Source organism: Pseudolysinimonas sp., from assembly GCF_049651805.1.
In the GTDB taxonomy this organism is placed as follows: domain Bacteria; phylum Actinomycetota; class Actinomycetes; order Actinomycetales; family Microbacteriaceae; genus Pseudolysinimonas_A.
On sequence record NZ_JBASCU010000017.1, the window covers coordinates 128,621 to 142,356 of the forward strand.

Here is a 13,736-nt window from a genome sequence, read left to right on the forward strand (position 1 = left end):
CTGCTTAGTCGTCCGCTTCGTCGTCTTCGGGTTCGGGTTCCCGCCGCGGGGGTCGCTCGCCGATGGCCGTCCCCGGAGCAGCGCCGGTTCCGGGCGCGTGCTTGTCGCGTTCGATCGACAGCCACTCCGGCATGTCGGCCAGCAGGGTGCGGATCTCGGACGTCGTCATCGAGTCGCTCACCCCGGCCCGGGCGAGTGCCGAGTTGGAGACGCCGAGCCGACGGGCGACTTCGCCGCGCGGGTGCGGCCCCTCGCGACGGAGGGTCACCAGCCACGCGGGCGGGTCGGTCTGCAGCGCTTGCACGGCATCCCGGGCGATCGGCGCCGCGCGGAACTCGTCGGGCGTCGCCGGCAGGAACACGCCGAGCTTGTCGGCCGCCGTCTTGGGGCTCAGCAGCTGCTGCTTCGGCGGTTTCGGCTGCTGGCGGCGGTCTTCGCGCGGCTCGTCGGTCATGCTTCGAGGGTACGGGGCTGCCGCGTAGCGCGCGTCTGAAAGACTCTGTGCCATGCCGGATCCGCTGCTCGTCGCCTTCGTGACCGGCGTCACGCCCGGCAAGTGGGAACGGGTGTGGCGTGAGCGCCGACCCGGCGGTCGGCTCGACCTCATGCCGCTCCCCCAGGCTGCGGCGCTAGCGGCGCTGGATGACGGCACGGTGCACATGGCGCTCGCGCGGGACGTCGCAGCCGACGATAGCCGGCACGCCATCCCGCTCTACCGGGAGTCGCCCGTCGTCGTCGCACCGAAGGGGTCGCTCGTCGCGGCCCTGGATGCCGTCGACCTCGCCGACCTCAAGAGTGAGAACGTGCTGCCCGTCGACCTGCTCGGCGGGAGCGGCGAGGATGCCGTCGAACTCGTCGCGGCGAACGTCGGCGTGGTCGTGCTGCCGCAGTCGGTCGCGCGGGCGCTGTCGCGCAAGGATGTCGTCGCCCGGCCGCTGCGGGACGCCCCCGATACCGGCATCTCATTGGTGTGGCCGACGGGGGCGGCGCATCCGCTCAGCAACGTGTTCGTCGGGATTGTGCGCGGCCGCACCGCGAACAGCTCACGGTGAGCGCGGTCACCCCGACGCGCGGGTGGGGTCGGGGGTACTTCGCCGCGCAGGCGATAGCCGGCGCGGCATGGTGGGTGGCGGTATTCACCGTGCCGTTCGTCCGAAACGCCACCCTCGGCGGCCTGCCGCCGACGCTCGTCGCGGTGGTCGACATCCCGTTGTTCGTCGTCGCGTCGGCGCTCGCGGCCGCGGGAGTTCGGATTGCGGTGTGGATCGTCGTGCCGTGGACGCTGATCGTGACCACCGCGCTCGCCCTGTATGCGACGATCACGACCGAGGCGGGCTGGGGTGTGCTGCTGATGCTGGCGGCTTCGGCGGGCAGTGTCGGCGCCGGAATGCTCGTGTTGTTCGGGCAGATCCCGACCGAACGGATGCTGGTGGGCCCCCTGGGATTCCGCGACGCCCGCGCCGGGTCGGCTGGCCGGCACGTCGCAGCGACCGCGGTGCAGCTCGTCGCATTCTGGGGACTATTCCTCGTCGTGTTCCCGCTTGGCATCGCGGCGTTGGAGCAGCGCTGGGGTCTGAGCGTCGGGATGCCCGCGGCGGTCGTCGTGACCGGCGTCGTCATCTTGCTGCTCGCGAGCGCCCTCGGCCTGTGGTCGGCGCTCACGATGTCGACGCGCGGCAGCGGCACGCCGCTCCCCTCGGCGGCGACGACCCGGCTCGTGACCTCCGGCCCCTATCGCTTCGTGCGCAACCCGATGGCGGTGGCCGGGATCGTGCAGGGGGTCGGCGTCGGACTCACTCTGCAGTCGTGGCTCGTCGTGCTCTACGCGATCGCCGGATCAGTCGTGTGGAACTGGTTCGTCCGGCCCGTCGAGGAGGCAGACCTGACCGCCAAGTTCGGGAACGAGTATCTGGCGTATCGGGCACAGGTACGGTGCTGGATCCCGAGGGTCGGCCGCGCGTCGTAGCTCGCGCACGGGACGACCGCAAGCCCGTGACTCGTCCGCCGGCCGAACGTAGCGTCGAGTCATGCGCGCGATGGTGTACCGAGGGCCGTACAAGGTGAGGGTCGAAGAGAAGGATGTGCCGACGATCGAGCACCCCAACGATGCCATCGTTCGGGTCGAGCTCGCCGCGATCTGCGGCTCGGACATCCATCTCTTCCACGGCATGATGCCCGACACGAGGGTGGGCTCCACATTCGGGCACGAGTTCATCGGTGTCGTCGAGTCGGTCGGGTCGTCGGTGCTGACTCTCAAGCCGGGCGACCGGGTGATGGTGCCGTTCAACGTCTACTGCGGCTCATGCTTCTTTTGCGCCCGCGGCCTCTACTCGAACTGCCACAATGTCAACCCCAACGCGACGGCGGTCGGTGGCATCTACGGCTACTCGCACACCTGCGGGGGCTACGACGGCGGACAGGCGCAGTACGTGAGGGTGCCGTTCGCCGACGTGGGGCCGAGCGTCATCCCCGATTGGCTGCACGACGAGGATGCCCTCATGCTGACCGATGCGCTGTCGACCGGGTACTTCGGCGCACAGCTCGGTGACATCTCCGAAGGAGACACGGTGGTCGTGTTCGGCGCCGGCCCGGTCGGCTTGTTCGCGGCGCGATCGGCGTGGTTCATGGGCGCCGGCCGGGTCATCGTCGTGGATCACCTCGACTATCGGCTCGAGAAGGCGCGACAGTTCGCGTTCGCCGAAACCAGGAACTTCGCCGAGTTCGACGACATCGTCGTGGAGCTGAAGGCGGCGACCGACTACCTCGGTGCCGACGTGGTGATCGACGCCGCCGGTGCGGAGTCCGACGGCAACCTGCTGCAACACATCACGGCCGCGAAACTCAAGCTTCAGGGCGGTTCGCCGATCGCGCTGAACTGGGCGATCGACTCGGTGCGAAAGGGCGGCACCGTCTCGGTGGTCGGCGCCTACGGACCGATGTTCAGCGCCGTGAAATTCGGCGACGCGATGAACAAGGGGCTGACTCTGCGCATGAACCAGGCCCCCGTGAAACGACAGTGGCCGCGGCTGCTCGAACACATCCGCGCCGGCCACATCGTGCCGCGCGACGTCATCACCCACCGCATTCCGCTCGACGACATCGCCGAGGGATACCACATGTTCTCGGCGAAACTCGACGACTGCATCAAGCCCGTCGTGCTCGCCGCGGCTGCCTGACGGCATCAATCCGGGAGGTTATCGAAGTGCCCTACACCGCCGAACGACCGGTCGCCCGCGAGTCGAGCGTCGCGCTGCGAGCAAGAATCCCCGGATGGGGTGTCGATCTCGACCCCGCTGATCGGCCCTCCGTTCCTCGGGAGCGCTTCGACCCGGCTGGTACCGGGGCGCGGTGGCGCTTTCCCGAGCGCCAGGAGGTTCAGGGCCCTCGGGAACGCTCGATCGAGCACGCCCAACTCCCCCCGGTGTTCGGAACCGCGGTTCCGCTTCGGGGCCTCTCGGGTGCGATCCGCCGACTCGCCTATCGTCGGTTCAGTGAGGCGCGCGCTGTCCATTGGCTGTTGCTGATCCTCGGCGACCGGGTCGACGCGCTGGGCAGTCACGTCCGCTCATTCGCGACACTTCGTCCCGACAACCCGATTACCCAGACCGGTGTGCTCAGCGAGGTGCGGCGACGCGGCTTCTCGTCGCGCTTCGGGCGGGGGCGCGCCGACGTCCGCCACCAGTGGATGGATCCCCTGATCGTCGCCGGACCCTGGGTGCTCGCCGCCGCAGTCGTCGCCGTGGTGGTGCGCGGGGTCGCCCGGCGACGATGAGGTTCTCAGAAGGGGCGACGAGAAACGGCAATGACGCCATCCGACGACGACGGGAAGCTCGAAGTCGTCGCACTCAGCGAACACCAGCGGAGGATCCGCGAGCACTGCTTTCCACCCACCGAGGGGCGCCGTCGTCTCGGTGTCATCGAGAACTCAGGCGACGGCTTCGAGGTGCTGGCGCTCGAGCGGCCGAACCTCCGGCCGAAAGCCTCCCTGACGGCGGGGCCGCGACAACGCCAGTCACACCCGCGTGCGTCAATCCCGCGCCTGCTCGTCAATGCCGTCCTCGGGTTCGCGAAGCCACACGGCACAGCGTGCGATCTTCAGGTTGCGTCGCAACCAGTGCCACCGGAGGGCGCCACGTGGCCCGACGACAACAGATCCGGTGGGATCCGGATGCTTAGGACTAAAGGCCTCGCTGCCCCGCGGTCATTGATCCCACAATGGGAACGTGAAGGAAGCCCGATCGGCGTACGAGCGGCACACGACGACGACCGTCGGGGTCGCCGCGTCGGCTTCCGAACTCTTCGCCTTTCTCGACGACCACCACAACTTGTCTTCACACATGGCGAGTCCCAGATCTCCGATGATGGGCGGCGGCCACACGGAGCTCATCCTCGATGAGGGGCAAGGGCGCGTCCTGGGATCTCACGTCGTGATGCGGGGCTCGGCCTTCGGCCTCCGACTGTTCGTTGATGAGATCGTCGCCACGCGCACTCCGCCGATCACCAAGCGCTGGACTACCGTCGCTGAGCGACTCATCGTGATCGGCGCCTACACACTCGGATTCACTATCGCCGGCTCCGGGACAACGTCGAACCTGACCGTGTGGATCGACTACACCCTTCCCCGACGAGGGCGCGTTTGGGGGTTGATCGGCGGCAAGGCCTACGCAAATTGGTGCGTCCGACAGATCGCCGACGCCCCGCTCACACGGTTCGGATCCACCTGAACGACGTTGCGACGCGCTGGGAGAGATGAGCACGATCAATGGACACCGCTGTGGCACTCGTTCAGGCGTACCTGCGCATCAACGGGTACTTCACCGTCGCTGAGTACCCCGTTCTCGAGGTATCGCCACACATCCCCACGCGAACGGTGACCGATCTGGACATTCTTGCGATCAGGCTCCACCGTGAGCCGCAGGCGCATGGCGGCCCCGATGCCACTGACCTCGACTCGGCTCTTGGCGCCGAGCTCGGGGCGGCGGACATGATCGTCGGCGAAGTCAAAGAGGGTACGCCGCACCTCAACCCTGCCATGCGCGACCCGGCCGTGCTGGAGGCCGCCTTCACCCGCTTCGGGTGCTGCCCAGCAGACATGGCCGCCGATCTAGTCGACGATCTGCTGCGCACCGGTCGTGTCGTAGCACCCGCCGGGCATGTCATCCGAACCGTCGCATTCGGCAATCCACATCACATCAGAGCTACCAGGGCGTGGCACACCGTCTCGTTGGAACACATCATCGAATTCCTGAGTGACTACTTTCACGCCAACTGGCATGCCGTCGGGCACACCCAGCTCAAAGACGACGTACTCGGCCTGTTCGCCCTGATGGAGAAGTCGCGCCGCGCGACGCAGCCGGTCGACGGACCGGGGTATGCAAGCCCACCCCAACAACCCCGGGCTGAGCCATGACCTGGAACGTCTGACGGCAAGATCGCCGGCCTGACTAACCGCGCCGCGATGATGACGCGCGAATAGCACGCGCGATTTCCTCCACGGTCGGCACCCCGGCAAACCCCGACCGGGTTCGATATACGCGGCAAGCGAGGTTCGCTGTCCGAACACCTCCTGGGAAAGCATCCGACCCGTTGATCAGAATCGTCGGAGACCCGGCGAACGCCGTCTCGGCCGCCTCCTGAGAGTTGGAAAGCAACCGAAAGCTCACATCGACCGTGCTGAGCCCAGCAGCCCGCAGAGCTGCGCGCACACGAGCACCTGCTTCGACAAAGTTCGGGCACTCGGCGATGTGCAGGATCTCGACTCTCACGGGCCCCATCGTAAGTTCGGCGTCGCGACATCTTCTGAGTCTCAGCTAAGCCGATCCAGAATGTATGCGACCCGGTCAGTCGGGCTGAGAACCGGCACGTCAACAACCGGGGTCGAGAGGTCTTGGTAAACCTCGGCGAGAAGAGTGTGGATGCGCAGTTGGGCGGCGGCGTCCTCGGTACGGGCGTAGTCCGCAGCGAGGGGCAGCAAGTCGAGGATGAAAACCTTTCGATAGGAGACACGCTGTAGCGCGTCGAGGAGCTCTGCGTCGGGCTCGAGGTCGAGGAACCGATAGTAAGCCAGCGAGTCAGGGATGGCGCGATCGAGGAAGATGATCTCGTCGGGGTCCAGACTCGCCTCCTGGTCCAACTGCATGGCAAGAACTCCGTGCTGAAACTCGCGTCGGCGCGCGCGTACTTCCTCGACGGATTTCCCCTCGACCCGCTTGAGGTCCAGGTAGTGCCGGGCATGTTCGATCGTGGTCGTGTGGCCAAGGTTGCGCAGCATGTCGACGGTCGTCGTCTTGCCCGAGCTAGGGCCTCCCGTGATGACGTACCAATTGGTCATGAATCGGTCCTCTCCAGGTCAAGCCTTCCACCAGCCTCGGATGTTCCGGAACACGTCGAGCGCGCCTCGCCCCGCGCGCACCGACACACCATGATCGGTTCGGTGGCCATTCCCGTGCGCGCCGCCTATCGCGAGCGGCGGCGCGCATCTGCACTTCACGATCAAAGTCGGCGGGTCTTCGCCGATCCCTTCCCGGTTCGAAGCGCTACGCCGGCTCAACCTCGTTGCCGACCGCGCGGGTCTACTGACGCGCGGCATCGATTCGGTCCACCTCGGCTGGCGCACAGCTCTTCACGGCTTCTCGCGTGACCAGGAGGAGGGATGAAGCGGTAGCGGTCTCATCGTCGATCGGGAACCGACCCACCGGGTACCGGTGCGAGAACTCGATGATGCGGTCGACGTGCGCCGCGATCGCGCCCAGGTCGGGATCGGTCTCCGCGCACTGTGCTGCGATTCCGTGAAGGGCCGCATGGATGATTTCGACCTCGCTGGCGGAAGCTTCGCTGGTCGGGCCGAAGGGCGTGGCACCGACCCACATGTCCTGTGTCGTTGGTCCTGGGTTCGAGATCGACGGGATCAGCACCGCAAAGAGCACGGCCGGCGGCACGACGATTGCGAGGATCACGGGCCAGCGTGGCCGTCTGGAATGGAGAGCAATCGGCTTCATATGGGGAGTACGGTTCCCCCGATGAGGGTCTGAAGGGAATAGAGAATCGCAGTCCAGACGCCGGTGACCATGAGCACTCCGATCGCCACCATGGTGAGGCCGCCGGCGATATTGATCGCGCGGATGTGACGGCGAAGGAACGCGACGGCCGTGGTCGCCCAGCCGAGGCCCGCGGCGACGACCAGGAAGGGGAGGCCGAGTCCGATGGAGTAGACGGCGGTGAGGAGCGCGCCCCGCGTCGCGGACCCGGTGCCGATGCTCAACGCTGAGATCGCGGCCAAGGTGGGGCCCAGGCAGGGAGTCCAGCCGAGTCCCAGCACGACGCCGAGTAGCGGGGCGCCGGCAAGGCCGGTGCGCGGGGTGATCGGCAGCTTCGCGGTGCGTTGGAAAAGGCGGAATGCTCCGATGAACACCAACCCCATGAGGATGACCACCCCGCCGAGAATCCGCGTGAGCGGATCCTGCCAGCGGATCAGCCAACCGCCCAAGGACCCGAACGCGGCGCCGTAGGCGACGAAGACCAGGGCGAACCCGAGGATGAACAGGCCGACACCGATGACCGGACGCCAGCGTGAGCCGCCACCCGACGAGCCCGTGACGTAGCCGAGGTATCCGGGTACCAGAGGAAGCACGCATGGTGACGCGAAAGACACCAACCCTGCGAGCAGCGCGAGCGGGATCGCAAGCCAGAGCTGACCGCTTCCGATCACCTCAGCCATGGGCTGCCTGGATCCTTCTCGAGATCATCCGTCGACGCCGCCGGTGCAGGATGCGCCGGGTTCCGGAGCGTTCTCGGCTTGCCAGTACTCCTCGATGAATTCCTCGATTCGTGGGTCGTCGGCGCTCTCGAGCTCTAGCTGGACGTTCCATCCGCTGAGCACGATCGGCGCGGCGAGTTCATCGTATGGCGAGAGGATCACATGGGTGGCCGGCAACTGGGAACGAAGGACCCCCAGTTGATCCGCACCCAGCGAGGGGTCATAGGTCACCCAGATCGCACCATGCTCGAGCGAGTGCACCGCGTTCTCATCCGGGACGGGCTCGGTGTAGACGCCGCAGTTCAACCACGTCGGACTGTGGTCACCGCCCGCAGGCGGCGTCTCGGGGTAGCTGACCGGTGTCTCGACGTGAGTCGAGACGTTCTCGAACGTCGACACCCCCTCGACCACGGCTCCCGATCCTCCGGCCTCGTAGCTGGGCGGTTTCGGAATCAGGATCGCGGGCAGCACGATCGCCGCGACGACGGCGAGCACCGCGACCGGGATCGAGATCGCGGCGATCCGTCGGTTGCGGCGGCTCCGCTGCTGCTGTCGTCGGAGCTTCGCGAGCTTCTCCTCGCGTTTGGCCGCCCGGCGCTGCTTGACCGTGAGGTTCGCGCTTCCCGACGTCATGGCCGGATTCATCGGGTCTGCTTGGACGGCCGCTTCCGGCCCGCCATGATCGCGCCGGCCACCAGCAGGAGGAGGCCGGTGGGGTATCCGGCCACGAGGTCGAGCCACCCGGGGGGTTGCCCGGGTCCGAAGGCTTCGAGATGGGCCAGCCAGTGGGTAGCTGCGACGAGGGCTCCGGCGATCATGAGCAGCTGGCCGATGCGCACGAGTCGGCGATGAAGCCTCCAACTGCGTTCGAACTCGTTCGGGGTGCTTTCAGCGACTTTCTTGGCAACCACTGGGGTTTCCCTTTCTTCGGTTGGCGGATGGGGGCGTCACAGGCCTGAGTAGGAGTGCAGGCCCGTGAAGAAGACGTTGACAACTCCGAAATTGAACAACACCGCAGCGAAGCCGATGATGGACAGCCAGGCGGCGCGGTTGCCCTCCCATCCGCGGGTAGCTTTCGCGTGGACGTAGGCGGCGTAAACGACCCAGATGACGAAGGTCCATACCTCCTTGACGTCCCAGCCCCAGTAGCGTCCCCAGGCTCGTCCCGCCCAGATCGCGCCCGCCATCAGGGTGAACGTCCAGAGCGCGAACCCGATGATCGTCAGCCGGTAGGCGAGGCGGTCCAGATAGTCCGCCGCGGGGATCGCGTCCAGCAGCCTCGCGGTGCGAACGGCGGGGACGCTTCGCTTCTCATGACGGGCTTTGACGAGCTGGGTGACGCTCAGTACGGCTGCAATTCCGAAGAATGCCGTCGCCAGGAGCGCGACCAGCACGTGGATGACGAGCCACGCCGACTCCAATGCCGGCGGCAACGGGATCACGGGCACATAGAACGCCACCGTCGCGCCCCCGAGCAGGAGGATCACGAGTCCGACGACCACCGGGCCGAGGATGAGGATGCGCGCTCGGCGGGACACGACGAGGAACACCGCGACGATGAGGAGGGTGCCCGTGAGCGAGAACTCGAACATGTTGGCCCAGGGAACTCGCTCGGCCGCGACGCCGCGGACCACGGCCGCCGCAAGATGCAGAACCCAGCCGAGTGCGGTGAGGGCGTAGCCGACTCTCGCCGAGCGACTGTCAGGCGCGGCCTCGGGTTGGGCTTCTTCGCCGCGCTGGCTGACGGTCGGCCCTCCGACGCTCACCAGTTGCCTGCGCGCGTTGGTGGCGTGTCCGGCGAGAGCGAAGACGTAACTGAGGAACGCGGCGACGTAGACGGCGATCGCCGAGTAGGTGAGAACGAGCGAGATCGGGTCGAGCTGAGATGTCATGCGGATTCCCTTGGGGTCGTGGGGGTCAAGCGGTCGAAGACGCGTCGGGCGAGACTCTCGACGCTCGGGAGCAGTTGCGGATCGTCCCCCCGAGCGAGGCCGCCGTACTCCAGTCGGACGGAGTCGTCGAGTGGCGTCGCTCGGATCCAGATCCGTCGCCGGGGGACGAAGAGCGAAAGGGCCAAGCCGACGAGAGCTGCGATCGAAGTGAGCAGAGCCGGAACCTGCGTGGGGTCGTAGGCGATATCGAACGAGGCGAATCGAGGGATGTCCTCGAGCTCGACGGTGCCGAGACCGTCGGGCAACTCGGTCTGTGAGCCCGGCGTGAGTTCGAGAGCCGACACGCCCGAGTCGCCGCCGGCGACTTCGGTCATGCCGGAGGTATCGAGCTGGTAGACCGACTTGGGATTCCCCGCGTCTAACCCCAGGTCGCCGACGTAGACGTTGAGCGTGAGCACGGGAGAGACGAGGTCGGGGTAGCTGGAGTACGACGCGCCCGAAGAGCTGTTGGCTCGGGTCGGGTAGAAGAACCCGATCATGCCGACTTGTCGGCTGAGTCCGTCGGGAACCTTCACCACCCCGAGGCTCGTGAGGTTGGAATCCTGGGGCAGGAACGGCACCGTGTCGCTGAAGACGACGGTTCCACCCGGATCGCGGACGGTGATCCGCGGCGCATACCCGTTCCCCAGCAGGTAGACCTCCGATCCCGCGACCGACAGCGGGCTGTTGACCTCGATCGTCGCGCTCGTGCGTGAGTCGGTGCCCTGACCAGCGATCGAGACATCCGCGATGAAGGAACGAGGAAGACCGAGAGCGTTGACGTTGTCGGTGACATAGCTGACCGTGAAACGGTCGAGCGTCAAAGAGAAGGGAGGAAGAGAGTCGTCGGAGACGAATCGCCCCGCGTTGAAGCTGTCGAATGCCAACCGGGAATTAACGAAGGTCTGCCCCTCGACGAGCACGCGTTGACCGATGTATTTGAAACCACCGCCGATCGCCACGGTGACGAGCATCCCCATCAACGCGAGGTGGAAGATCAGGTTGCCGGTCTCGCGCAGGTACCCGCGTTCCGCCGCCAGGCTGACCCGCCCCTGCGCTTCGTCGACTCGGACCACGCGGTAACGCGAGGACCTGAGTACCCGTTCGGCCTCCTCGATCGCCCGCGCCACCGGAACGTCGTCGATGATCTCCTCCCGGTGCGCCGGGAGCCGGCCGAGGTTCTTCGGGGTCAGTGGTGGCGACGAGCGGATCGCTGTCAGATGGTGACGGATTCGAGGCACCAGGCAGCCGATGAGCGAGAGAAACAGCAGCAGATAGATCGCCGAGAACCACACCGAGGAATACACGTCGAAAAGCTGGAACCAGTCGAGCACTCTGGCACCGGCCGGGTCACGGGCGAAGTGCTGGACGACCCCGTTGGGGTCGGCGCTACGTTGAGGAAACAGCGACCCAGGAATGGCTGCCAGGGCGAGCAGCAGCAACAACAACAACGCGGTACGCATCGAGGTCAGTTGCCGCCAGGCCCAGCGCGCCCAGCCCGCTGGTCCGAGCTGCGGGGCGCGCATGGCGGCTTCCGACTGGTCGATGTGGTCGGCGGGACGGTCCACCCGGACGATCCCGCTGGCGGCTCCCGCGTCCTCGGTCCGAGTCATGAGCGTTGCCCAACGAGAGCTCTGTCGGGCTCGGGTTCACGGCGCCTCTCGCCTCGAAGCGCGTTGACAACGATGAGGATGCCGATCACCGCGGCCGCGAGTGCCGTGATCAGATTGATCTTCACTCCCGCCACCAGCAGTTCGGTCGGATCCAGGCGCAACCATTCGAACCAGGCACGACCGATGCCGTACCACACGAGGTAGAGACCCAGGCTCAGGCCGGTGCCGGGACGGGGCCTGCGGTCGCGGAAGACGGCTCGCTCGACCAACAGGATCGTCGCGGCGCCGGCCAGATTCCAGAGAAGCTCGTAGAGGAACAGCGGGTGGAACAGAGTGTCTGCGGGCAGGCCCGCGGGGAAGGCGGGGCTGCTCGGGTCGATCTGCAGACCCCACGGAAGCGTCGTGGGCGAACCGAAGAGTTCCTGGTTGAAGTAGTTGCCGAGGCGACCGATCGCCTGTGCGATGAGCATCCCCGGGGCCAGTGCGTCGAGGAAGACCAGGAACGGGATCTTCGTCCGACGCGTGCCGATCCAGATGCCGACGAGGCCGAAGACGACGGCGCCGAAAATCGCGACTCCCCCCTCCCAGACATAGAGGACCTTGAGCAGATCGGCCCCGGGATAGAAGTAGTCGCCCGGATGGGTGACGACGTGATAGAGGCGAGCGCCGACGATTCCGAACGGGACCGCCCACAGCGCGATGTCGATCGCCTCGCCGCCGGTGAACCCGCTGGCCCGGATGCGCCGCCCCGTCAGGAGCACCGCGAGGACGACGCCGATGAGGATGAAGATCGCGTAGAAGTGCAACCGAAGCGGGCCGAGATCGATGTAGCTGATGTCCGGACTCGGAATGGACGCGGCTGATTGCGGAAAGATCATCCCTCTTCTCCGACCACATCTTCGATCAGCGTCTCGAGCACCGATCGATCGGGTATCTGCCCGATGATCCGGGAGGCCACGCGCCCCTCACGATCGAGGACGATCGTCGTCGGCACGGCATTCGGAGCGATCTCACCCGCGAACGCGAGCTGAACCTCACCGCCCCGGGTGTCCAGGATCGACGGGTAGGAGATCCCGAAGGATTCGGCGAAGGCCAGTGCCGTGGCTGCTTCGTCACGCACATCGACACCGATGAAGACGACGCCGTCCGGAAGGAACTGCTGATACAGCGACTCCAGATCGGGGGCCTCTGCGCGGCAGGGCGGGCAGGCGGCGTACCAGAAGTTGACGACGACGACCGACCCGAGCCAGTCGTCGGAGTCCGCAGTGCCGCCGGAGTCGAGCTCGCCCGAGAAGGAGATCTGGGCTCCCCGCTCGTCACGGGGGATCTCGGTGATGGTTCCGGTCCCGGTGATGTAGTCGCCTCCGGCATCGCGGAGGTCGGTGGACTCGGACGCGCACCCGGTGAGCGCCGCCACGAGGGCTACGGCTGCCAGGAGGATGAGCCCAGCCCGTGCCCGTCGACGAGAGATCGCGACAGGTAGATGGGCCTGCGTCACGAGACGACGGGGATCGGCGCCGATACGGGGGTCGGAGTAACTCAAGATTCACTCTCTCGGACGCGAACGCCCGCGGGTCAAGGATGAAGGATCGTCAAGCGAAGCGGTCTCCCCATGGCGAGCCCGGGGCAGCATATCCCTGTGCGCGACAGGTGCACGTCGTTCGACATCGACGAGGTTCGGCAGCGTGGCTTCCACCGATGAACGCGCCCATCGGCACCGCATGCCCTGGGTTGACCGTACGTCAAGAGAATCAGGTTCGGCTGATCGAGAGCACGACGAGGGAAGGCGGCGCGGGCGGCGCAAGTGCAGCCGCCTTGGCGGCGAGATCGACAAGGATCTGATGGAGCAAACTGCGACGGGTCAGGATCAGGTCGGCGACGAGGAGTGCCACGGCAACCTGCACGACCAGCAGACACGCCACGGCGACCACCCCCAGGGTCGGCGCGCACGCCACACCGCACGGTTCGCGGCTCAGCGGGGGCGTGCCTCGATCGCGGGCCGAGGTCGTGACTTGGTCGGGCGACGGTGCCGTCTGCGCCGCCACGGCCACCTTGCTTGAACCGCTCGCGGAGTAGCCGGCCCCGTGGTTGAGGGCCAGCAGACAGACGACGAGGGCGGCAACACCGAGCACACCGAGCGCCAGCCGGCGCAGCACGCGCCGGTCAGCGTGCGTGGTCACACTCGTCATCCGCACCTCCCGGGCCTCCCGACGATCTCCGGAGCCCTGTCGATCTAAGAATCATAGTCGGGCACCCCGGTCGCCGACGCCGTCCGGGAGCTCCGGAGACCTGCGGCGATCGCGGGCGATCGCGAATCGCCGAGCGTCCAGCAATCCGATCCTGCCTCGGCGACCGAGACATCCGTCCCATACCCCACTAGGGTATACGCGAGACGCCTTCGTCGGCGGTCTCGGTCCCACGTCGGGGAGGAGAACA

The 13,736-nt window shown here is 66.8% G+C and carries 17 protein-coding genes; 6 read left to right on the top strand and 11 right to left on the bottom strand.

From position 1 onward, the window contains the following. Positions 1–4: 4 nt before the first annotated feature. Positions 5–607, bottom strand: a complete 603-nt coding sequence (locus WBL06_RS03655) for a DUF5997 family protein (protein ID WP_424454619.1) — start codon at positions 605–607, stop codon at positions 5–7. Here WBL06_RS03655 and WBL06_RS03660 point away from each other — a divergent pair. The 6 genes from WBL06_RS03660 (at position 507) to WBL06_RS03685 (ending at position 5,410) form a co-directional block, all read left to right on the top strand. Then, positions 507–1,052 (top strand): LysR family transcriptional regulator substrate-binding protein, encoded by a 546-nt coding sequence (locus tag WBL06_RS03660; protein WP_424454620.1) that lies wholly within the window; start codon positions 507–509, stop codon positions 1,050–1,052. The genes WBL06_RS03655 and WBL06_RS03660 overlap by 101 nt on opposite strands. After that, positions 1,049–1,966, top strand: coding sequence for a methyltransferase family protein (locus WBL06_RS03665; RefSeq protein WP_424454621.1), 918 nt, complete (start codon positions 1,049–1,051; stop codon positions 1,964–1,966). Before WBL06_RS03660 ends, WBL06_RS03665 begins: the two co-directional genes overlap by 4 nt. A 61-nt stretch (positions 1,967–2,027) precedes the next feature. After that, positions 2,028–3,176: a zinc-dependent alcohol dehydrogenase gene (locus WBL06_RS03670; RefSeq protein WP_424454622.1), complete on the top strand. Its 1,149-nt coding sequence runs from the start codon at positions 2,028–2,030 to the stop codon at positions 3,174–3,176. A 26-nt stretch (positions 3,177–3,202) separates the two neighbouring features. Beyond that, positions 3,203–3,772 carry a hypothetical protein gene (locus WBL06_RS03675; protein WP_424454623.1) on the top strand — a complete coding sequence of 190 codons (570 nt, stop codon included), beginning with the start codon at positions 3,203–3,205 and terminating at the stop codon, positions 3,770–3,772. Between the two features lie 451 nt (positions 3,773–4,223). Continuing rightward, on the top strand, positions 4,224–4,724 hold the full coding sequence (locus tag WBL06_RS03680; RefSeq protein ID WP_424454624.1) for a hypothetical protein: 501 nt from the start codon (positions 4,224–4,226) through the stop codon (positions 4,722–4,724). Positions 4,725–4,870: 146 nt separating this feature from the next. Further along, on the top strand, positions 4,871–5,410 hold the full coding sequence (locus WBL06_RS03685; protein WP_424454625.1) for a hypothetical protein: 540 nt from the start codon (positions 4,871–4,873) through the stop codon (positions 5,408–5,410). 396 nt (positions 5,411–5,806) lie between these two features. Here the strand turns inward: WBL06_RS03685 and WBL06_RS03690 are convergent, their stop codons facing one another. From WBL06_RS03690 to WBL06_RS03735, 10 genes are all read right to left on the bottom strand, one after another. After that, positions 5,807–6,331, bottom strand: a complete 525-nt coding sequence (locus WBL06_RS03690; RefSeq protein WP_424454626.1) for an AAA family ATPase — start codon at positions 6,329–6,331, stop codon at positions 5,807–5,809. A 241-nt stretch (positions 6,332–6,572) separates the two neighbouring features. Next, positions 6,573–6,998, bottom strand: a complete 426-nt coding sequence (locus tag WBL06_RS03695) for a hypothetical protein (RefSeq protein WP_424454627.1) — start codon at positions 6,996–6,998, stop codon at positions 6,573–6,575. Continuing rightward, positions 6,995–7,717: a cytochrome c biogenesis CcdA family protein gene (locus tag WBL06_RS03700; RefSeq protein ID WP_424454628.1), complete on the bottom strand. Its 723-nt coding sequence runs from the start codon at positions 7,715–7,717 to the stop codon at positions 6,995–6,997. Before WBL06_RS03700 ends, WBL06_RS03695 begins: the two co-directional genes overlap by 4 nt. A gap of 24 nt (positions 7,718–7,741) precedes the next feature. Beyond that, on the bottom strand, positions 7,742–8,389 hold the full coding sequence (locus tag WBL06_RS03705) for a DUF3105 domain-containing protein (RefSeq protein ID WP_424454629.1): 648 nt from the start codon (positions 8,387–8,389) through the stop codon (positions 7,742–7,744). Positions 8,390–8,397: 8 nt separating this feature from the next. Continuing rightward, positions 8,398–8,667 (bottom strand): hypothetical protein, encoded by a 270-nt coding sequence (locus WBL06_RS03710; protein ID WP_424454630.1) that lies wholly within the window; start codon positions 8,665–8,667, stop codon positions 8,398–8,400. A 36-nt stretch (positions 8,668–8,703) separates the two neighbouring features. Continuing rightward, positions 8,704–9,648 carry a c-type cytochrome biogenesis protein CcsB gene (gene ccsB, locus WBL06_RS03715; RefSeq protein ID WP_424454631.1) on the bottom strand — a complete coding sequence of 315 codons (945 nt, stop codon included), beginning with the start codon at positions 9,646–9,648 and terminating at the stop codon, positions 8,704–8,706. Beyond that, entirely contained in the window at positions 9,645–11,300 is a 1,656-nt protein-coding gene (resB, locus tag WBL06_RS03720; RefSeq protein WP_424454632.1) for a cytochrome c biogenesis protein ResB, read from the bottom strand. The genes ccsB and resB overlap by 4 nt, the downstream gene beginning before the upstream one ends. Next, positions 11,297–12,178 carry a prolipoprotein diacylglyceryl transferase gene (lgt, locus tag WBL06_RS03725; protein WP_424454633.1) on the bottom strand — a complete coding sequence of 294 codons (882 nt, stop codon included), beginning with the start codon at positions 12,176–12,178 and terminating at the stop codon, positions 11,297–11,299. The genes resB and lgt overlap by 4 nt, the downstream gene beginning before the upstream one ends. Then, positions 12,175–12,843, bottom strand: coding sequence for a TlpA family protein disulfide reductase (locus WBL06_RS03730; protein WP_424454634.1), 669 nt, complete (start codon positions 12,841–12,843; stop codon positions 12,175–12,177). Before WBL06_RS03730 ends, lgt begins: the two co-directional genes overlap by 4 nt. 208 nt (positions 12,844–13,051) lie before the next feature. Then, positions 13,052–13,480 carry a hypothetical protein gene (locus WBL06_RS03735; RefSeq protein ID WP_424454635.1) on the bottom strand — a complete coding sequence of 143 codons (429 nt, stop codon included), beginning with the start codon at positions 13,478–13,480 and terminating at the stop codon, positions 13,052–13,054. Between the last annotated feature and the right edge of the window lie 256 nt (positions 13,481–13,736).